The organism is Rhodanobacter geophilus, assembly GCF_040812275.1.
Taxonomy (GTDB): domain Bacteria; phylum Pseudomonadota; class Gammaproteobacteria; order Xanthomonadales; family Rhodanobacteraceae; genus Rhodanobacter_A; species Rhodanobacter_A geophilus.
Window position 1 is genome coordinate 169,296 of record NZ_JBFOHL010000010.1, and the last position, 18,835, is coordinate 188,130.

An 18,835-nucleotide genomic window follows, 5' to 3' on the forward strand; every position below is an offset into this window, starting at 1 on the left:
GCCAGCGGCCCGAGACCGGAACCAGGGAAAGCCGGCCGCCGCCGGCTTTTCTTTTGCTCGCGACGGGAGCGCATCCTGTTCGCGATGTGGTTCTTCGTCGAGAACGTCAATCGCGCGCCGGGTCGCTCCCGCCAGGCGGGTTACTCCACCGTCACGGATTTGGCGAGATTGCGCGGCTGGTCCACGTCGGTACCGCGCAATACCGCCACGTGATAGGCCAGCAGCTGCAACGGCACGGTGAACACCGCCGGCGCGATGAACTCGCCACCGGCGTCGATGCGCAGCAGGTGGCCGCGGGCGGCGTTGCCGTCCATCGGCGCGGCATGGTCGGCGAACACGATCAGCTCGCCGCCGCGGGCGCGCACTTCCTGCAGGTTGGATTTCAGCTTGTCCAGCAGCGGGCCGTTCGGCGCCACCGCCACCACCGGCATGTCCTCGTCCACCAGCGCCAGCGGGCCGTGCTTCAGTTCGCCGGCGGGATAGGCCTCGGCGTGGATGTAGGAGATTTCCTTGAGCTTGAGCGAGCCTTCCAGCGCCACCGGGAACTGCGCGCCGCGACCCAGGAACAGCGCGTGGTGGCGCGGGATGAAATGCTCGGCCAGCTCCACGATCTGCGGTTCCAGCGCCAGGGCGCGCTCGATCGCCCGCGGCAGTGCCTGCAGCTGCGCACACAGATCCGCGTAGCGCGCATCGTCCAGCCCGCGCTGCCGCGCCAGCTGCAGCGACAGCAGCGCCAGCGCGGCAAGCTGGGTGGTAAAGGCCTTGGTGGAGGCCACGCCGATCTCGGGGCCGGCGCGGGTCATCAGCTTGAGGCCGGCCTCGCGCACCACCGAGGACTCGGGCACGTTGCAGATCGCCAGCGTGCCGAGGTAGCCGCGCCGCTTCGATTCGCGCATCGCGGCCAGCGTGTCGGCGGTTTCGCCGGACTGCGAGATGGCCACGAACAGCGTGCTCTCCGGCACCACCGCCTCGCGATAGCGATACTCGCTGGCCACCTCGACCGCGACCGGCAGGCGCGCATACTCCTCGATCCAGTACTTCGCCACCATGCCGGCGTGGTAGCTGGTGCCGCAGGCGATGATGTGCACGCCACGCACCTTCGCCAGCAATTCGTCGCCGCCCACGCCGAACACATTCGGCAGCACGCCGTTCGCGCCGAGGCGCGACTCCAGCGTGTCGGCCACTGCACGCGGCTGCTCGAAAATCTCCTTCTGCATGTAGTGGCGGTACTCGCCGCGCTCCACCGCGTCGGCGGACAGCTCGCTCTCGCGCGCCGCGCGCTCGACCGGCCGGCCATCGGCGTCGAACACCTGCGCGCGTTCGCGGGTGATCTCCACGACATCGCCCTCGTCGAGGTAGATCATCCGGTTGGTGACCTGGATCAGCGCCTGCGCATCCGAGCCCAGGAAGTGCTCGCCGATGCCCACGCCCACCAGCAGCGGCGCGCCGCGCCGTGCACCCACCACCCGACCGGGTTCGTCGCGGCTGATCACGGCGATCGCATAGGCGCCTTCCAGCCCGTGCACCACGGCCAGCACCGCCTCGCGCAAGCCGAGGCCGCCGGCGAGGCGTTCCTCGATCAGCGCGGCGATCACCTCGGTGTCGGTCTCGGAGGTGAACACGTGGCCACGCGCCTTGAGCCCCTCGCGCAGGCTGGCGTAGTTCTCGATGATGCCGTTGTGCACGATCGCGACGCGACCGGCGACGTGCGGGTGCGCGTTCGCCTCGTTCGGCTCGCCGTGGGTGGCCCAGCGCGTGTGCGCGATGCCGGTGCCGCCGGGGAACGGCGCGGCCAGGTATTGCGCCTCCATCTCGCGCACCTTGCCCTTGGCGCGCACGCGGCGGATGGCGCCGCCCTCCAGCACGGCCAGGCCAGCCGAGTCATAGCCACGGTATTCCAATGCCTTGAGGCCGGCGATCAGCAGCGGGGCGACGTCACGCTGGGCGGCGGCGGCGACGATTCCACACATGACGGAAGCTCCTGGTTGGTTGATGCATGCCGGGCGGGCCGACGCAGGCAGCGACTGTGCCGCGCCTGTGTTTCAACCCGCTTTCGACACCCCGGCCAGGTGCTCAGTTCACCTTGCGGCGCAGCCAGTTCAGCAGGTCGATGCGGGTGATCAGGCCGAGGAACTGCTCGCCGTCCATCACGATCGCCACGTGGCCGCGCTCGAACACCGGCAGCAGCGACTCGATCGGCGAACGCACGTCGAGCATCTGCAGGTCCGCGATCATCGCCACCGACACCGGATCGCGGAAGCGCGTCTCGTCGGCGTGCACGTGCAGCAGCACGTCCGACTCGTCGACGATGCCCACCAGCCGGTTGCCATCCATCACCGGCAGCTGCGAGACGTCGTACAGCTTCATGCGGGTGTAGGCGGTGATCAGCAACTCGTGCGGACCGATCACCACGGTGTCGCGCTTGGCGAACGGGCGCAGCAGCAGGTCGCGCAGGTCACCATGCTGTTCGCGCTCGAGGAAGCCGTTGTCCAGCATCCAGTAGTCGTTGTAGAGCTTGGAGAGGTACTTGTTGCCGGTGTCGCAGACCAGCGTCACCACGCGCTTCGGACCGGCCTGTTCGCGGCAGTACTTCAGCGCCGCGGCCAGCAGGGTGCCGGTGGAGGAGCCAGCCAGCACGCCTTCCTTCGCCAGCAGCTCGCGCGCGGCGAGGAAGCTCTCCTTGTCGGAAATCGCGTAGGCCTTCTTCACCCGGCTGAAATCGCTGATCGACGGCAGGAAGTCCTCGCCGATGCCTTCCACCAGCCAGCTCGACGACTTGGTGGAGAGCGTGCCCTCGTTGATGTACTGGGCGAGGATGGAACCGACCGGGTCGGCCAGCACGATCTCGGTCTGCGGCGAGGCCTTGGCGAAATACTGCGACAGGCCGGTCATGGTGCCGGAGGAGCCGCAGCCCACCACCACGGCGTCGACGCGCCCGTCCATCTGCTCGAGGATCTCCGGCCCGGTGGTCTCGATGTGCGCGCGCGGGTTGTCCGGGTTGCCGAACTGGTTGATGAAATACGCGCCGGGCGTTTCGCGGGCGATGCGCTCGGCCATGTCCTGGTAGTACTCGGGGTGACCCTTGGCCACGTCCGAGCGCGTGAGCACCACCTCGGCACCCATCGCCTTGAGGTTGAAGATCTTCTCGCGGCTCATCTTGTCCGGCACCACGAGAATCAGCCGGTAGCCCTTGGCCTGCGCCACCAGCGCGAGGCCGAGGCCGGTGTTGCCCGCGGTGCCCTCGACCAGGATCGCGCCGGGCTTGATCCTGCCGGCCTTCTCCGCACCCTCGATCATCGACAGGCCGATACGATCCTTGATCGAGCCCCCCGGATTCGCGCTCTCCAGCTTCAGGAACAGCTCGCACGGCCCGGTATCGAGGCGCTGCGCGCGCAGCATCGGGGTATGTCCGATCAGTTCGAGGACACTTTGCTGGACCGTCATGGGGGCTCCGTCGCGTGGCAGGCCGGCGGCGCGCCAGCGTCACCGGAAAAGAGGCTCATGATAGCCGAGCAGCGCAAACGGGCCGTGCAGAAACGTCTCGGCCCCGGCCATCTTCCTGGGCGGAAGCTGCCGGGGCCGTCGTGGTCGTGGATTTCAGGGGACGCTCAACTGGAAAGCGGGTGGCGACCTTCCCACATGCGTTCCAGGCGCGTCTTGGCGTGCAGCTTTTCCTTCTTCATGCAGGCGAGGGTGATGTCATCGAGCGGGAGCACGCCGATCTCGGCGTCGTGCACCTTGCTGTCGAGTTCCCGATGGTGCTGATAGAGGCGGCGGAACTCCGCATCGGCCTTCATCAATGCTTCGACGTCATCACGCTGCTGGTTTTCGAACATGATCCAACCTCCTCGTGAGTGAGCATGCAGGCGCACGAGCGCGCCGTCCGCCGCCCCGGATCACGCGCGCACCCTCGCCCGCCCGCACCGGCAGACCGGTTGGCGGGCGGAAGACTGGCGAGTAAGTGGTGCATGGTCCGGACCGACGGTCATGGAGCAGAACAGCTCCATTGCGGTTGACCCTACTCCGCCCCGAAAAGTGCCGCAAGCCTTCCCGGCGACGACCGCGGCGAGTTGCCGCGGCGTTGTGAAATCCGCATAAAAACTGTCAAAACAGCTTGTTGCATCCGCCCCGAAGAAATTACCGGGAGCAATTTTTGACATCGCGCCAGCGATGGCCCGAAGGGCACCCGCCATGGATGGCAGGTGCAAAAACCGCCCGGAGCGATTTTCGGCATCGCGCCGGCCATCGCTCGAAGGACAAGCACCAGGGATGGCGATCGCGAAACGGTACGGCGCCGCTCTCGCGACGCCGTGCCTGCGGGTGAGAAAAACAAACCTACGGCTTGCCGGCGCTGTCCTGCTGCTGCATCTGGGCACGCATCGCCTTGGCAGCCTTGGCTGCCAGCTCGGCCTCGCGCTTGGCGGAGCGGGCCACCCGGCTCTGCGCCTCGGCCAGCTTCCTGGCCTTGGCTGCCTCGGCCTGGGCCTGCTCGGCGGCCTGCGAATAAGCCTCGCCCTGCGCCTGCAGGCGCTGCGCCTCTTCCTGGGCCATCTGGTACTGCAGGCGCTGGCGCTCCAGTTCGCGGCGAGCGGTATCGGCTTCGCGCTGGCTGTTTTCCAGCTGGATCTGGTCGTGCTCGCGGTCGAGCTGGGCCAGCTTCACCTGGGCATCCTGCAACTGGGCGGAGGCCCGGGCCAGATCCACCTGCCGCTCGGCGATGTACAGCGCATGCGGCCGCTGCTTCGAATCGGCCTGCGCCAGCTGGCCGATCGCGTCGCGGGCCAGCGCCTGCTCGGCCTGGGCGTAGTTGCCCAGCACCGGATCGCTGGCGAGCTGGTTGAGATTGCTGGTCAGCCGACTGACGTCGATGTCGTCATGCTTCGCCTGGGCGGTGCCGGCGATACCCAGCGCCATCGCGATGGCGGCGACCATGGTGGCAACGCGCTTCATGGCTGGCCTCCCGCAGGCTGGAAGCCCTGCGTTTCATTCGGGTCCTGGCCGTTCGACGGTGAACTTTGCGTGGGAACGGCCTGGAAACCCTGCCCCGATGGCGGCGAAAGCACCGAGGCCGATGGCGCCGGCATGTCCTCCACCGGCGCGGCGGGCGGCAGCGCCCCGGAGCCGGCCGGAGCCGGGGCGGACCCGGCCGTGGCCGGCATCGGCAACGGCTTGGCGAACTCGGCGGCGGCCGCAGCGGCGGCCTGCGCCCCCTGCTCGCGCAACTCGGCGTTCGCGTTCATCTTGGACTGGATTTTGGCCCGCGCGGCGCCAAGGTTGGCCTTGACCCGTGCCAATTCGGCGTCGGCCCGCGATTCGGCCGCCAGATCGGCCGCCAGGTCATACTTGCGGTCGGCCATCGCGCCCTGCGCCTGCTGGAACTTGTCCTGGGCAAACCCCAGGTCCACTGGATCATAATCGGCCGCGCCGGCGTCGCGCGCAGCCTGCAGCTGCGATTGCGCCAGGTTCATCGCATCGTTCGGCGGCGGCACGCTGGCGCAACCGGCCAGGACCAGCAGACCGGCCAGCGCAAGCTGTCGCACCCGTCCGCGGGGAACCGCTGGGCGCCGGGGCGACGAAGGGGAGATGTGCACCATCACGCATTCCTGATTAAGCTTCTACGCGTATTGTGGGCGTGCACAATCGCTCATTGCAACGAGCACTGATAGGGGATTTGGCGTGGATATCGGTTACTTCCTCAAGCTGATGGTCGACAAGGGCGCCTCGGACATGTTCCTGTCCACGGGCGCCCCGGTGAACATCAAGGTCGAGGGCAAGCTCTACCCGCTCGGCAACACCGGGCTGCCGGGTGGCATGGTGAAGAAGATCGCCTACTCCCTGATGGACGAAGGCCAGGTGCCGCAGTTCGAGCGCGATCTCGAACTCAACATGGCGCTGGCGGTGAAGGAGGCCGGGCGCTTCCGCATCAACGTGTTCAAGCAGCGCGGCGAAGTGGGCATGGTGATCCGCGCGATCAAGAGCGAGATCCCCAACGTCGAGCAGCTGCAGCTGCCGTCGATCTTCCGCGACCTGATCATGGAGCCGCGCGGGCTGATCCTGGTGGTGGGCGCCACCGGCTCGGGCAAGTCGACCACGCTGGCCTCGATGATCGACCACCGCAACACCCACTCGGCCGGCCACATCCTCACCATCGAGGATCCGATCGAATACCTGCACCGGCACAAGCGCTCCATCGTCAACCAGCGCGAGGTGGGGCTGGACACGCACACCTACCACGAGGCGCTGAAGAACGCGATGCGCGAGGCGCCAGATGTGATCATGATCGGCGAGATCCGCGACACCGACACCATGGAGGCGGCGATCTCGTTCTCCGAGACCGGCCACCTGTGCCTGGCTACGCTGCACTCGAACAACGCCGACCAGACGCTGGAGCGCATCCTCAACTTCTTCCCCGAATCGGCGCACAAGAACGTGCTGATGAACCTCGCGCTGAACCTGCGCGCGGTGATCAGCCAGCGCCTGGTGGTGGGCAAGGACGGCCGCCGCATCCCCGCGGTGGAAGTGCTGCTCAACACCCCGCTGATCCGCGACATGATCCGCCGTGGCCAGATCCACGAGGTAAAGGAGGCGATGGACCGCAGCCTGCAGGACGGCATGCAGACCTTCGACCAGTCGCTGTACCGGCTCTACAAGGAAGGCCGCATCGAACTGGAGGAAGCGCTCAACAAGGCCGACTCCCGCGACGGCCTGGCGCTGAAGATCCGCCTCGCCGAAGGCGGCGGCAACGGTTCCGACAGCAACGTGCTGATGGGCGGCAGCAACGATCCCTACGGCATGGGCTTCTGACGCGCTGCCACGCGGGCCACGGACTTGGCGAGTCAGGCGAGCGCAGGACTGCACTCGCCTGACATCAAACAACCGGCCTCGCTCTTCCAGCCCCCGCCTGCAACGACAGCCGCTACACCGCAGGCGCATCCGCCTGCGCCTCGGGCGCGGCACTCCGAAACGCCTCCAATTCACCGCAGGCCTCGTCGATGCGCCGTATCGTCGGATAGTCGTCCAGCGGCAGCTTCCAGCGTCGCGCGTTGTACACCTGCGGCACCAGGCAGGCGTCGGCCAGCCCCGGCGTGCCGCCGTGGCAGTAACGGCCAGTGGCCGCATGGCCGGCCAGCATCGCCTCCATCGCCGCGAAGCCGGTGGCGATCCAGTGCCGCGACCACGCGCCACGCTGCGCCTCGTCGCCCCCCAGCTCGCGCTCCAGGTACTGCAGCACGCGCAGGTTGCCCAAGGGGTGGATGTCGCAGGCGACCAGCTGTGCCAGCGCGCGTACCCGTGCGCGACCCCGCGCATCGACCGGCAGCAGCGCCGGTTCGGGCCGGGTTTCCTCCAGGTACTCCATGATCGCCAGCGACTGGGTCAGCACGCGCTCGCCGTCGCGCAGGCTGGGCACCAGCTGCTGCGGGTTCATCGCGACATAGTCCGCCGCATGTTGCTGGCCGCCGTCCTTCACCAGGTGCACGGGACGACTCTCCCAGGCCAGCCCCTTCAGCGCCAGCGCGATGCGCACGCGATAGGCGGCGCTGGAGCGCCAGTAGCCGTACAGCACGAGACCGGAAGACATGCGCCCGCTCCTGGGGTGGAAAGCACGCAGTGTAATTTGCATCCCCCCGGGGCGGGCCGGACAATACGGGGTTCCTGCCAGCCCGGCAGCCCTTTCCGAATCACGGGAGTTCCCACGTGTCCGTCACCCGCATGAGCGACCTCGATCTCCACGGCCAGCGCGTGCTGATCCGCGAAGACCTGAACGTGCCGATCGACGACCACGGCCGGATCACCTCCACCCAGCGCCTCGACGCCGCCCTGCCCACGATCAAGGCGGCGCGCGACGCCGGCGCGAAGGTGATGGTGCTGTCGCACCTGGGCCGCCCCAAGGAAGGCCGGTTCGACGAGGCCTCTTCGCTGGCGCCGGTGGCCACATGGCTGGGCGACAGGCTGGGCAAGCCGGTGCGCCTGGTGCGCGACTACCTCGATGGCGTGGACGTCGCGCCCGGCGAGGTGGTGGTGCTGGAAAACTGCCGCATGAACGTCGGCGAGGGCAAGGACGACGAGGCGCTGGCGAAGAAGTATGCCGCGTTGTGCGACATCTTCGTGATGGACGCCTTCGGCACCGCGCACCGCGCCCAGGCCTCCACCCACGGCGTGATCAAGTACGCCCCGATCGCCGCCGCCGGCCCGCTGCTGTCGGCCGAGCTGGATGCACTGGGCAAGGCGCTGGAGCATCCGGCCAAGCCGCTGCTGGCGATCGTGGCCGGCTCCAAGGTCTCCACCAAGCTCACCCTGCTGGAGAACCTGATCGGCAAGGTCGACCAGCTGATCGTGGGCGGCGGCATCGCCAACACCTTCATCGCCGCACTCGGCCACTCGGTGGGCAACTCGCTGGTGGAACCCGACCTGGTCGATGCCGCGAAGAAGGTGCTTGCCGACGCCAGGCGCCGCGGCGCCGAAGTGCCGCTGCCGGTCGACGTGGTGGTGGCGCCGGAGTTCTCCGCCAACGCGCCGGCCACGGTGAAGCCGGTGGACCAGGTGCGCGACGGCGAGATGATCCTCGACATCGGCCCCGAGACAGCGAAGAGCTACGCCGCGCTGATCGCCAAGGCCGGCACCGTGGTGTGGAACGGCCCGGTGGGCGTGTTCGAGTTCGACGCCTTCGGCAAGGGCACCGAGACGCTGGCACATGCGATCGCCGCTTCGCCGGCGTTCTCCATCGCCGGCGGCGGCGACACGCTGGCCGCGGTGGACAAGTACGGCATCGAGCACGACGTCTCCTACATCTCCACCGGCGGCGGCGCCTTCCTGGAGTTCCTCGAAGGCAAGGAGCTGCCCGCGGTGGCCGCGCTCAAGGCGCGGGCCGCGAAGTAGTGCTCTGCCTGTTCGACCTCGACGGCACGCTGATCGATTCCGAGCCGGGCATCACCGCGTGCATCCGCTACGCCTTCGACAAGCTGGGCGTGCCGGCGCCGGCCGACCTGCGCCCGTGGATCGGGCCGCCGCTGCGGCACGGCTTCGCACCGCTGCTGGACCATGACGCCGGGCGCGTCGAGGCGGCGGTGGATTACTACCACGAGCGTTTCGCCACGCTGGGCTGGCGCGAGCACGCGGTCTACCCCGGCATCGCGACGGCCATCGAACGCTTGCAGGCGGCCGGGCACACCCTGGCCGTGGTCACCAGCAAGCCCGAACGCCATGCGCGGCCGATCGTCGAGCACCTGCCGTTCGGCAACGTGTTCGCTCGCCTCTACGGCCCCGATCCGTCCAGCCCGCACAGCGAGAAGGCATCCATGATCGCCGCCGCGCTCGCCGATTTCGGCGCCTCGCCCGGGCAGGCCGCGATGATCGGCGACCGCCGCTTCGACATCGAAGGCGCACGGGCCAACCGCGTACGCGGCATCGGCGTGCTGTGGGGTTTCGGCAGCCGCGAGGAACTGGAGCTGGCCGGCGCGCAGGCGTTGGCGCGGGATCCGGGACACCTCGCCGACCTGCTGGCGGCGTGAGGCCGCCGCGGCAAACAGAAACGCCGCGGAAATCCGCGGCGTTTCCGTACGGGAAGGGCCCGCGTATCAGCCGGCGACGCGCTTCACCGCATCGACCACGTTCGCCACGGTGATGCCGAAGTACTCGAACAACTGCTCGGCCGGCGCCGAGGCGCCGAACGTGGTCATGCCGATCACCTCGCCGTCCAGGCCCACGTACTTGCGCCAGAAGTCCACATAGGCCGCCTCCACCGCCACGCGCGCGCGGCACCAGCCGGGCAGCACGCCCTCGCGGTATTCCAGCGGCTGGGCATCAAAGATCTCGGTGCACGGCATCGACACCACGCGCACCGGCACGCCCTGCTGCGCCAGCGTGCGCATCGCCTCCATCGCCAGCTCCACCTCGGAACCGGTGGCGATCAGGATGGCCTTGAACTTGGTGTCGGCCGGATCGGACAGCACGTAGGCGCCGCGCGCGATGGCGGCGACCTGCTGCGCGCTGCGCGGCTGGTGCTTCAGCGTCTGGCGCGAGAACACCAGGCAGGAGGGGCCATCCCTGTGCTCGATCGCCGCCTTCCACGACACCGCCGATTCCACCGCGTCGCAGGGACGCCACACGCGGTTGTTCGGGATGTAGCGCAGGCTGGCCAGGTGTTCCACCGGCTGGTGGGTGGGGCCGTCCTCGCCCAGGCCGATCGAGTCGTGGGTGTAGACGTGGACGGAATGCGCGGGGATCAGCGCGCTCATGCGCACCGCGTTGCGCGCGTAGTCGGAGAACACCAGGAAGGTGGCGTCGTACGGGATGAAGCCGCCGTGCAGCGCCAGGCCCGTGCTGATCGCGGTCATGCCGAACTCGCGCACGCCGGAATGGATGTAGTTGGCGTTCGGGCTGGCCTCGGTGACGCTCACCGAGCCCTTCCAGATCGTGAGGTTGGAGCCGGCGAGGTCGGCCGAGCCGCCGATCAGCTCCGGCAGCAGCGGGCCGAACGCGTCCAGCGTCATCTGCGAGGCCTTGCGGCTGGCCACGTCCGGGCCTTCGGCCTGCAGCTTGTCGACCCAGGCCTGCGATTTCGCGGCCCAGTCCGCGGGCAGTTCGGCGGCAAGGCGGCGCTTCAGTTCCGCCGCCAGTTCGGGATGCGCCTTGGCATAGGCATCGAACAGCGCGTTCCACTCCGCCTCGCGCTTCGCGCCGGCGGCCTTCGCGTCCCAGCCGGCATAGATCTCGGCGGGAATCTCGAACGGCGGGGAGCGCCAGTCCAGCATGTCGCGCGCGGCGGCGACCTCGTCCTTGCCCAGCGCTGCGCCATGGGCGGCCTCGGTGCCTTCCTTGTGCGGCGCGCCGAAGCCGATGATGGTCTTGCACATCACCAGCGTGGGCTTGGCGGTTTCCGCCTTGGCGGCGGCCAGCGCGGCCTTGACCTTCTCGGCGTCATGGCCGTCCACGTCGCGGATCACGTGCCAGCCGCAGGCCTCGAAACGCATCGCGGTGTCGTCGGTGAACCAGCCCGGCACCTCGCCGTCGATGGAGATGTTGTTGTCGTCGTAGACCAGGGTGAGCTTGCCCAGCTTCCAGGTGCCGGCCAGCGAGATCGCTTCCTGCGAGACGCCCTCCATCAGGCAGCCGTCGCCGCAGAACACCCAGGTGTGGTGGTCGACCACGTCGAAGCCGGGGCGATTGAAGCGTTCGGCCAGCACCTTCTCGGCCAGCGCGAAGCCCACGCCGTTCGCGATGCCCTGGCCCAGCGGGCCGGTGGTGGTTTCCACGCCCACCGTCTCGTGCGCCTCGGGATGGCCCGGGGTCTTCGAATGCAGCTGGCGGAAGCGCTCCAGCTCGCTCATCGGCAGGTCGTAGCCGGTGAGGTGCAGCAGCGCGTACTGCAGCATCGAACCGTGACCGTTGGAAAGCATGAAGCGGTCGCGGTTGAACCAGTGCGGGTTGGCCGGGTTGTGGCGGTGGAAGTCGTTCCACAGCACCTCGGCGATGTCCGCCATGCCCATCGGCATGCCCGGATGGCCGGAATTGGCCTTCTGCACGGCATCCATGGCAAGGGCGCGCACGGCGTTGGCAAGTTGGCGGCGGGTGGTCATGGATGTTCTCCGGGCAGGCGACGGCGAAAAACGCGCATTGTCGCCGATCCGGTCGAGGCTGTCGCGCCGCGAGCGCGCTCAAGCCACCGCAAGCCTTGACATTAACCTCCACTTAATTCTGAACTTGTCGGTATTGAATTCCTTCAGCTGCCCCGCCATCTAATGGCCCGGCACCGCCCACGAGCGGCTGCCGAGCCGCGGCATCACCTTTCCCCAAGGCGCCGCGGACTGACCAGAACAAGAGGAATTCCCCATGAAAAAGACAGTGCTCGCTCTTACCCTGGCTGCCGCCGGCCTTGTGGCCGTCCCGGCCGCCTTCGCCCAGGACCAGGCTCCGGCCACCAGCAACGCCCAGCAGGGCTGGTACGTCAGCGCCGACGCCGGCTATGCCAACGTCAGCAAGGGCCCCTATGACGACGGCAAGTTCGCCGGCGGCGTGAAGGGTGGTTACCGTTTCGCGATCAACCCCGAAACCTCGCTGGGCGTGGAAGTGGGCTACCAGTACCTGGGCCGCCTGTCCGCCCAGAGCCAGTACGCCGACCAGATCGCCGGCAACAGCAAGTCCAAGCTGCGCGGCAGCACCGCCGGCCTGGACCTGCGCTACAGCTTCAACCCGAACTGGTACGGCGAGCTGCGCGGCGGCCTGTTCTACGCCCAGGGCGAAGGCATCACCAACGGCGCGAACCCGCAGTTCCGCCAGTTCGACCGCACCAAGTACTACGCCGGTGCGGGCGTGGGCTACAACCTCAGCCAGAACTGGAGCGTGGGCCTGAACTACGACTACTACGCCGGCTCCGACAACGGCGAGCAGCGCGTGGAACTGGCCACCAGCAAGTACTCGCTGAGCGCGGAATACCGCTTCTGAGTCGTCCCGGCTCCGTCGCGTGATCCGGAACGGGCGCCGAAAGGCGCCCGTTTCCTTTTTGGCACAGTCACTTGGGCGCAAACATTAATCACCACTTAATAATGAACTAACAAGTATTGAATCTTTCCGGTCCAGCAGCCATCCAAGGAGACGTGCCCGGCGAATTCCCCAAACGCCAGGCATGCGGAGCCGCTCCCTTCCCCGACGACCGGCGACCGCCTTCCCATAACAGGAGACTCTCCATGAAAAAGACCCTGCTCACCCTTGCCCTCGCCACCACCGGCCTGCTGACCATCCCGGCCGCCTTCGCGCAGAGCGCACCGACCGGCAACGGCGGCTGGTTCATCAATGGCAACGTGGGGCGCACCGCCATCGACAAGGGGCCGTACGACGGCCACGACACCGGTTACGCGCTGAACGGCGGCTACCGCTGGTCGTTCACGCCGAACTTCTCGCTGGGCGCCGAGGTGGGTTACAACGACCTGGGCAACATCCGCGCGAAGAACATCTTCAACAGCTCGCCGGTGATCGCCCCGGGCAAGTCGCAGCTGCACGGCTGGACCGCCGGTGCGAACGCCCACGTCGACCTCAGCCCGAACTGGTACCTGAGCGGCCGCGCCGGCCTCTACAGCTGGACCGGCCACGGCATGAGCAATGACGTGAACCCGGTGCGCAAGGGCCTCGACGACAACAGCTGGTACGCCGGCGCGGGCATCGGCTACAACATCACGCAGAACGTGAGCGTCGGCCTGAACTACGACTACTTCGACGCCAAGAAGCACAACGTCGACCTCAGCACCGACATGATCTCGGCCAGCGCGGAATTCCGCTTCTGATCGAGTCGTCGAACCACGGCAAGCGAAACGGGCGCCTCGCGGCGCCCGTTTCCTTTGACAGTGCAGCCACGGATGGCTGCCCGTTTGATCTTCGCGATCATGGATGATCGCAGGATGTCACCCAGTGCAGCCACGGATGGCTGCCCGTTTGACCTTCGACGGACGATCGCAGGAAATCAACCGTTCCAGCGACCCAGCGCGGCCAGGCCGTTGTCCCTGGCGCGGGCGTGCACGGTCTTCTGCGCCTCGCCATAGTTGGCCTTCATGTCCTTGGCCCACAGCTTCAGTGCGGCCTGCTGCATGGCGCGGCCGTAGGAGAACGACAGCGGCCACGGGTGCGGGCCGATGCGGTTCATCGCGTTGAGGTGCGCCGTGCTCTGCTCGTCGGTCTGGCCACCGGAGAGGAACACGATGCCCGGCAACGAGGCCGGCACGCAGGTCTTGAGCACGCGGACGGTGGCCTCGGCCACTTCCTCGACGTCGGCCTGCTCGGACGACTCCTTGCCCGGGATCACCATGGATACCTTCAGGATGGTGCCTTCCAGCATCACGTTCTGCTCGTACAGCGCGTTGAACAGGCTGCGCAGCACGGCCTCGTGCACCTCGTAGCTCACCTCGATGCTGTGGTCGCCGTCCATGATGACTTCCGGCTCCACCATCGGCACCAGGCCGGCCTCCTGGCACAGCGCGGCGTAGCGCGCCAGCGCGTGGCAGTTCGCCTCGATCGCGGTGGAGCTGGGATTGTCCTCGGAGATGTTGATCACCGCGCGCCACTTGGCGAACTGGGCGCCCAGCTTCACGTATTCGGCGAGGCGGTCGCGCAGGCCGTCCAGCCCCTCGGTGACCACGTCGCCGGGGAAGCCGGCCAGCGGCACCGGGCCCTTGTCCACCTTGATGCCGGGGATGATGCCGGCCTTCTTCATCACCTGGGTGAACGGCACGCCGTCCCTGGTGGACTGGCGGATCGTCTCGTCGTACAGGATCGCGCCGGAAATGTGCTCGTTCAGGCCCGGCGTGGTGAGCAGCAGCTCGCGGTAGGCGCGGCGGTTCTCCTCGGTGTTCTCGATGCCGACGGCCTCGAAACGCTTCTTGATGGTGTTGGTCGACTCATCGATGGCGATGATGCCCTTGCCAGGGGCCACCATGGCCAGGGCAACGCTTTCGAGATCTTCAATACTCATGACGGCTCCGTACAGCGAGGCGATACCGGCCCGCTCGAGGGTGGATGCCGCCCGGCCGGGGCGGCATGGTTAAAGCCGCAGATTATAACGAAACGCCCACCTACTGGCCGTAGCCCGCCAACTTGCAGGGCTCCATCACCTTCTGCTGCCCCGCCGCATCGTCGGGCGCATTGAACGGCACGATGTAGTAGGTGGCGATCGGCTGGCCGATCTTGTTGGTCAGCGAGGGACCGTAGCGGAAGTTCTTCACCGCCGACAGCGCGGCGGAACCGAGGTCGCTCTTGGGCTCCACCTTGGCCACCTGCACGTGCATCGGCACGCCGTCGGAGCCGATCTCGTAGGTCACCGCGACGCAGCCGGGCTTGGTGAGGTTCAGCCCCGAATTGGGCATGTCGACGTTCACCGTGGTGTTGAGCCGGATCCAGTAGTGGTACAGGTTCTGCGGATCGACCTTGTTCGCCTGCGCCAGCACCGGCGCGGCGCAAGCCAGGGCCGGGACCAGCAGCAAGGGGCGAAGCAGGCGGCGGGCACGCGGGTTCATGGGGAACTCTCCGATGGAAGGGGACGACGGCGCCAGTCTAGCCGCGCCGCGTCATGCCGACGTCGCGGCCATGGCCCTGGTTCAAAGGTCGCGCAGGCTGTCCACCGTGCCGCCTGCCCCCACCGCCAGCAGTTTCAGGGTGTTGGTGCCGCCGACGTGGCCCACGCGGTCGCCATAGGTGATGACCACGCTGTCGCCTTCGGTGAGCTTGCCCTGCGCGAACAGCAGGCGCACCGCGGCGCGGGTGGAGGCGGCCATGCTCTGGTTCTCGCCGTGGCTGAACTCCACCGCCCGCACGTCGCGCAGCACCTGCATGCGCCGGCGCGCGGCGGCGAACGGCGACAGGCCGTAGATCGGCACCGCGCTGCGGTAGCGCGACAGCCACTGCGCGGTGGCGCCGGATTCGGTGAGCGCCACGATCGCGCGCACGCCGAGCTGGCCGGCCAGCACCATCGCCGCCAGCGCGATCGCCTGGTCGGTGCGGCTGAGCCGGGGGCCGGCGTTGGCCAGGTCTTCCTTCGGTTCGAACTGGCGCTCGGCGCCGAGGCAGATGCGCGCCATCGCCGCCACCGCCTTGTCGGGGTGGGCGCCGGCGGCGGTTTCCTCGGACAGCATCACCGCGTCCGTGCCGTCGATCACCGCGTTCGCCACGTCCAGCACTTCGGCGCGGGTGGGGATCGGCGAGCGCACCATCGACTGCAGCATCTGGGTGGCGGTGATCACCGCGCGGTTGCGCTGCACGGTCTCGCGGATGATCTTCTTCTGCAGGCCGGGCAGCTCGGCGTCGCCGATCTCCACGCCCAGGTCGCCGCGCGCCACCATCACCACGTCGGAGGCGTCGATGATCTCGCCCAGCACCGGGATGGCGTCGGCGCGCTCGATCTTGGACACCAGGGCGGCGCTGCCACCGGCTTCGTGCAGCAGGCGACGCGCCTGGTGCATGTCCTCGGCCGAACGCACGAAGGAGACGGCGAGGAAATCCGCACCGATCTCGGCGGCCAGCTTGATGTCGGCCTTGTCCTTGTCCGACAGCGCGGAGACGGACAGGCCGCCGCCCTGGCGGTTGAGTCCCTTGCGGTCGGAGAGCTTGCCGCCCACCAGCACGGTGCAGCGGATCTCGGTGCCGGCCACGTCGTTCACGGTGAGCGCCACCAGGCCATCGTCCAGCAGCAGGACGTCGCCGGGATGCACGTCCTGCGGCAGGCCGAGGTAGCTCACGCCCACGCGGCTGATGTCGCCGGGCGGCGCGTCGGCACGGCAATCCAGCACGAAGGGCTGGTCGACCTCGAGCTGGATCGGGCCGTTCGCGAATTTCTCCACGCGGATCTTCGGGCCCTGCAGGTCGGCGAGCACGCCCACCTCGCGGCCGGCGGCGGCGGCGGCGGCCTTCACCGCGGCGGCGCGGGCACGGTGGTCGTCCGGCTGGCCGTGCGAGAGATTGAGGCGCACCACGTCGACGCCGTTGGCGATGATGCGTTCGAGCATGCCTGGCGCGTCGGTGGCGGGGCCCAGGGTGGCGACGATCTTGGTGCGGCGGAGCGGCGTGTTGGTCATGCGGGGGCCTGATGGGGTATGGACGTCTGAATCCGGTCAGCTGTCGTGGAGGCTAACAGATGCCGGACGCCATGCCAGCCTGCATTCGTATGTAATGCCGCATGCAGCGCATCGCGGCCGGCGCATCACGGCGCCAGCGCGAGGTTGAGCACCTCGGCCAGCCGGCGCCCGGCGATGCGCAGCTGGTTCTCGGCCACCGGCAGTTCGGCGTCGACGTAGGCCTGGCCGATCTTGTGGCCGTCAGGGTAGAAACCCGGTTCGGCGGTGATGCGGCAGGACTCCTCCGCCCACTGCGCATAGGGATCGTCCAGCGGCGGGGCCGGCGGCGGCAGCGCCACCGGCCCCGCGGCGTCGAGCCTTGCCGCATAGGCCTGCCAGTCGAGGCCGCGCGTCTTCAGCATGCCGGAGTCCCAGACCCGGTGCAGGTTGCTGCCCTCGCCCTCGAACTGCACCTGGTACTTGTTGCCACCGAGGTCGTCGCGGTAGCCGTCGTGCAGCGGCTGGTGCTCGTCACCCACGAAATGCACCACGAACTTCAAGGCCTCCAGGCGCGCGGCGTCGCCCTGCGACTTGTCGCCGAGGATCGCCACGTAATGCGCCAACCCCGCCACGATGCACTCGCCGTCGCGGCAGTCGCGCGGCGGCACGTAGTCGCAGGCCGGACCGCCACGGAAATTGATGTAGTGCAGCTTGCGCGTCTGCTGCCACAGCGTGGCCTGCGCCGGATCGTCCTGGATCTGGTCGGGCCAGTTGGCGATGTCGGCGAGCCGGGCGGTGTGGTCAGCCGCGAGCAGGTGCTCCACCTCGGCCTCGGCGGCGGGGCTGAGGTGACGCTGCGCCAGCGCGGCGACGATGCTGTGGCCCAACGGCCCCCAGGCCTGCGCGGCAGGAACGGTGACGAACGTGGCCAGCGCGGCGACCAGCAGGCGACGGGGGTACTTCATGGCTGGGACATCACGGCAATGGACGATCCGGCAGTGTGCCACAGCGGGCCGGCGCCATCATGCGCAACCGCGAGACATCGCCGGTACCTGCGCGCACGACTGGCGCAGCGCGGGCAAGCAAACCCGGTTCCCTGTAAAATCACGCCTTTCCGGCCGCTGCCTCGGCCACCCCACCCGTCGAATTGGAGGACGCTGTCCCATGACCATCAAGGTCGGCATCAACGGCTTCGGCCGCATCGGTCGCAACGTGCTGCGTGCAGCGGTGCAGAACTTCGGCAAGGACATCCAGATCGTGGCGATCAACGATCTGCTGGAACCGGACTACCTCGCCTACATGCTGCGCTACGACTCGGTGCACGGCCGCTTCAAGGGCGAGGTGTCGATCGAGGACGGCCAGCTGGTGGTCAACGGCAGCAGGATCCGCCTCACCCAGGAGCGCGACCCGGCCAACCTGAAGTGGAACGAGGTGCATGCCGACGTGGTGATCGAGTCCACCGGCCTGTTCCTCACCAAGGAAACGGCGCAGAAGCACCTCGACGCCGGCGCGAGGAAGGTGATCCTGTCCGCGCCGTCCAAGGACGACACGCCGATGTTCGTCTACGGCGTCAACGACAAGAAGTACGCCGGCGAGGCGATCATCTCCAACGCCAGCTGCACCACCAACTGCCTCGCACCCATCGCCAAGGTGCTCAACGACAAGTGGGGCATCAAGCGCGGCCTGATGACCACCGTGCACGCCGCCACCGCCACGCAGAAGACCGTGGACGGCCCGTCGAACAAGGACTGGCGCGGCGGCCGCGGCATCCTCGAGAACATCATCCCGTCCAGCACCGGCGCCGCGAAGGCGGTGGGCGTGGTGATTCCCGAGCTCAACAAGAAGCTCACCGGCATGAGCTTCCGCGTGCCGACCTCGGACGTCTCGGTGGTCGACCTCACCTGCGAGCTGGACAAGCCCGCCAGCTACGCCGAGATCTGCGCCGAGATGAAGGCGCAGAGCCAGGGCGCGCTGAAGGGCGTGCTGGGCTACACCGAGGACAAGGTGGTCGCCACCGACTTCCGCGGCGAGACCTGCACTTCGGTGTTCGACGCCGACGCCGGCATCGCGCTGGACCCCACCTTCGTGAAGCTGGTGAGCTGGTACGACAACGAATGGGGCTACTCGAACAAGTGCCTGGAAATGGTGCGCGTGGTGGCGAAGTAGGCCGCGGGATTTTTGCGATCATCCTGATCGCGAAAGTCAAATGGGCAGCCATCCATGGCCGCACTTTTCAAACGAAAAAGCCCGCGCAAGCGGGCTTTTCCGTCCCCCATCCCCTCCATACCCCGAACCCAGGATTC

General features: G+C 68.0%; 17 protein-coding genes. 6 read left to right on the plus strand and 11 right to left on the minus strand.

The genetic code is table 11. The annotated features are described in order from the left end of the window. Positions 1–140: 140 nt before the first annotated feature. From glmS to ABQJ56_RS12560, 5 genes are all read right to left on the minus strand, one after another. Entirely contained in the window at positions 141–1,970 is a 1,830-nt protein-coding gene (gene glmS, locus ABQJ56_RS12540) for a glutamine--fructose-6-phosphate transaminase (isomerizing) (protein ID WP_367845342.1), read from the minus strand. A gap of 103 nt (positions 1,971–2,073) precedes the next feature. After that, positions 2,074–3,444, minus strand: a complete 1,371-nt coding sequence (locus tag ABQJ56_RS12545) for a pyridoxal-phosphate dependent enzyme (RefSeq protein WP_367845343.1) — start codon at positions 3,442–3,444, stop codon at positions 2,074–2,076. Positions 3,445–3,608: 164 nt separating this feature from the next. After that, positions 3,609–3,836 carry an HP1242/YdcH family protein gene (locus ABQJ56_RS12550; protein ID WP_367845344.1) on the minus strand — a complete coding sequence of 76 codons (228 nt, stop codon included), beginning with the start codon at positions 3,834–3,836 and terminating at the stop codon, positions 3,609–3,611. A 499-nt stretch (positions 3,837–4,335) separates the two neighbouring features. After that, positions 4,336–4,950: a hypothetical protein gene (locus ABQJ56_RS12555; RefSeq protein ID WP_367845345.1), complete on the minus strand. Its 615-nt coding sequence runs from the start codon at positions 4,948–4,950 to the stop codon at positions 4,336–4,338. Next, positions 4,947–5,594 carry a DUF4398 domain-containing protein gene (locus ABQJ56_RS12560; protein ID WP_367845346.1) on the minus strand — a complete coding sequence of 216 codons (648 nt, stop codon included), beginning with the start codon at positions 5,592–5,594 and terminating at the stop codon, positions 4,947–4,949. The genes ABQJ56_RS12555 and ABQJ56_RS12560 overlap by 4 nt, the downstream gene beginning before the upstream one ends. Positions 5,595–5,676: 82 nt before the next feature. On the opposite strand from ABQJ56_RS12560, the gene ABQJ56_RS12565 reads away from it, so the two are divergent. Next, the gene (locus ABQJ56_RS12565) at positions 5,677–6,804 is read left to right on the plus strand and encodes a PilT/PilU family type 4a pilus ATPase (protein ID WP_367845347.1); all 1,128 of its coding nucleotides are present in this window, start codon (positions 5,677–5,679) and stop codon (positions 6,802–6,804) included. Between the two features lie 112 nt (positions 6,805–6,916). On the opposite strand, the gene maiA is transcribed toward ABQJ56_RS12565, so the two are convergent. Continuing rightward, entirely contained in the window at positions 6,917–7,579 is a 663-nt protein-coding gene (gene maiA / locus ABQJ56_RS12570; RefSeq protein ID WP_367845348.1) for a maleylacetoacetate isomerase, read from the minus strand. Between the two features lie 116 nt (positions 7,580–7,695). Here maiA and ABQJ56_RS12575 point away from each other — a divergent pair, with 116 nt between their 5' ends. Beyond that, positions 7,696–8,877, plus strand: a complete 1,182-nt coding sequence (locus ABQJ56_RS12575; protein WP_367845349.1) for a phosphoglycerate kinase — start codon at positions 7,696–7,698, stop codon at positions 8,875–8,877. After that, positions 8,877–9,509, plus strand: coding sequence for an HAD hydrolase-like protein (locus ABQJ56_RS12580; protein ID WP_367845350.1), 633 nt, complete (start codon positions 8,877–8,879; stop codon positions 9,507–9,509). The genes ABQJ56_RS12575 and ABQJ56_RS12580 overlap by 1 nt, the downstream gene beginning before the upstream one ends. Before the next feature lie 66 nt (positions 9,510–9,575). Here the strand turns inward: ABQJ56_RS12580 and tkt are convergent, their stop codons facing one another. Next, on the minus strand, positions 9,576–11,576 hold the full coding sequence (gene tkt, locus ABQJ56_RS12585; protein WP_367845351.1) for a transketolase: 2,001 nt from the start codon (positions 11,574–11,576) through the stop codon (positions 9,576–9,578). A 253-nt stretch (positions 11,577–11,829) separates the two neighbouring features. On the opposite strand from tkt, the gene ABQJ56_RS12590 reads away from it, so the two are divergent. Both ABQJ56_RS12590 and ABQJ56_RS12595 read left to right on the plus strand, forming a co-directional pair. Continuing rightward, a complete protein-coding gene (locus ABQJ56_RS12590) occupies positions 11,830–12,441 on the plus strand; it encodes an outer membrane protein (protein ID WP_367845352.1) in 612 nt (203 codons plus the stop codon). Between the two features lie 242 nt (positions 12,442–12,683). Next, the gene (locus tag ABQJ56_RS12595) at positions 12,684–13,277 is read left to right on the plus strand and encodes an outer membrane protein (protein WP_367845353.1); all 594 of its coding nucleotides are present in this window, start codon (positions 12,684–12,686) and stop codon (positions 13,275–13,277) included. Positions 13,278–13,453: 176 nt separating this feature from the next. Here the strand turns inward: ABQJ56_RS12595 and ABQJ56_RS12600 are convergent, their stop codons facing one another. The 4 genes from ABQJ56_RS12600 to ABQJ56_RS12615 form a co-directional block, all read right to left on the minus strand. Continuing rightward, positions 13,454–14,458 carry a class I fructose-bisphosphate aldolase gene (locus ABQJ56_RS12600; protein WP_367845354.1) on the minus strand — a complete coding sequence of 335 codons (1,005 nt, stop codon included), beginning with the start codon at positions 14,456–14,458 and terminating at the stop codon, positions 13,454–13,456. 100 nt (positions 14,459–14,558) lie between these two features. Then, a complete protein-coding gene (locus tag ABQJ56_RS12605) occupies positions 14,559–14,999 on the minus strand; it encodes an energy transducer TonB (RefSeq protein WP_367845355.1) in 441 nt (146 codons plus the stop codon). An 81-nt stretch (positions 15,000–15,080) separates the two neighbouring features. Further along, the gene (pyk, locus tag ABQJ56_RS12610) at positions 15,081–16,553 is read right to left on the minus strand and encodes a pyruvate kinase (protein ID WP_367845356.1); all 1,473 of its coding nucleotides are present in this window, start codon (positions 16,551–16,553) and stop codon (positions 15,081–15,083) included. A gap of 125 nt (positions 16,554–16,678) precedes the next feature. Beyond that, entirely contained in the window at positions 16,679–17,497 is an 819-nt protein-coding gene (locus tag ABQJ56_RS12615) for a S1/P1 nuclease (protein ID WP_367845357.1), read from the minus strand. Between the two features lie 199 nt (positions 17,498–17,696). Between ABQJ56_RS12615 and gap the strand changes: the two genes are divergently transcribed. After that, positions 17,697–18,698, plus strand: a complete 1,002-nt coding sequence (gap, locus tag ABQJ56_RS12620; protein WP_367845358.1) for a type I glyceraldehyde-3-phosphate dehydrogenase — start codon at positions 17,697–17,699, stop codon at positions 18,696–18,698. Positions 18,699–18,835 lie beyond the last annotated feature (137 nt).

Coding starts and splice junctions, on each gene's coding strand:
- glmS (WP_367845342.1), bottom strand. CDS start 1,970: ATGTGTGGAATCGTCGCCGCCGCCGCCCAGCGTGACGTCGCCCCGCTG.
- ABQJ56_RS12545 (WP_367845343.1), bottom strand. CDS start 3,444: ATGACGGTCCAGCAAAGTGTCCTCGAACTGATCGGACATACCCCGATG.
- ABQJ56_RS12550 (WP_367845344.1), bottom strand. CDS start 3,836: ATGTTCGAAAACCAGCAGCGTGATGACGTCGAAGCATTGATGAAGGCC.
- ABQJ56_RS12555 (WP_367845345.1), bottom strand. CDS start 4,950: ATGAAGCGCGTTGCCACCATGGTCGCCGCCATCGCGATGGCGCTGGGT.
- ABQJ56_RS12560 (WP_367845346.1), bottom strand. CDS start 5,594: ATGGTGCACATCTCCCCTTCGTCGCCCCGGCGCCCAGCGGTTCCCCGC.
- maiA (WP_367845348.1), bottom strand. CDS start 7,579: ATGTCTTCCGGTCTCGTGCTGTACGGCTACTGGCGCTCCAGCGCCGCC.
- tkt (WP_367845351.1), bottom strand. CDS start 11,576: ATGACCACCCGCCGCCAACTTGCCAACGCCGTGCGCGCCCTTGCCATG.
- ABQJ56_RS12590 (WP_367845352.1), top strand. CDS start 11,830: ATGAAAAAGACAGTGCTCGCTCTTACCCTGGCTGCCGCCGGCCTTGTG.
- ABQJ56_RS12595 (WP_367845353.1), top strand. CDS start 12,684: ATGAAAAAGACCCTGCTCACCCTTGCCCTCGCCACCACCGGCCTGCTG.
- ABQJ56_RS12600 (WP_367845354.1), bottom strand. CDS start 14,458: ATGAGTATTGAAGATCTCGAAAGCGTTGCCCTGGCCATGGTGGCCCCT.
- ABQJ56_RS12605 (WP_367845355.1), bottom strand. CDS start 14,999: ATGAACCCGCGTGCCCGCCGCCTGCTTCGCCCCTTGCTGCTGGTCCCG.
- pyk (WP_367845356.1), bottom strand. CDS start 16,553: ATGACCAACACGCCGCTCCGCCGCACCAAGATCGTCGCCACCCTGGGC.
- ABQJ56_RS12615 (WP_367845357.1), bottom strand. CDS start 17,497: ATGAAGTACCCCCGTCGCCTGCTGGTCGCCGCGCTGGCCACGTTCGTC.
- gap (WP_367845358.1), top strand. CDS start 17,697: ATGACCATCAAGGTCGGCATCAACGGCTTCGGCCGCATCGGTCGCAAC.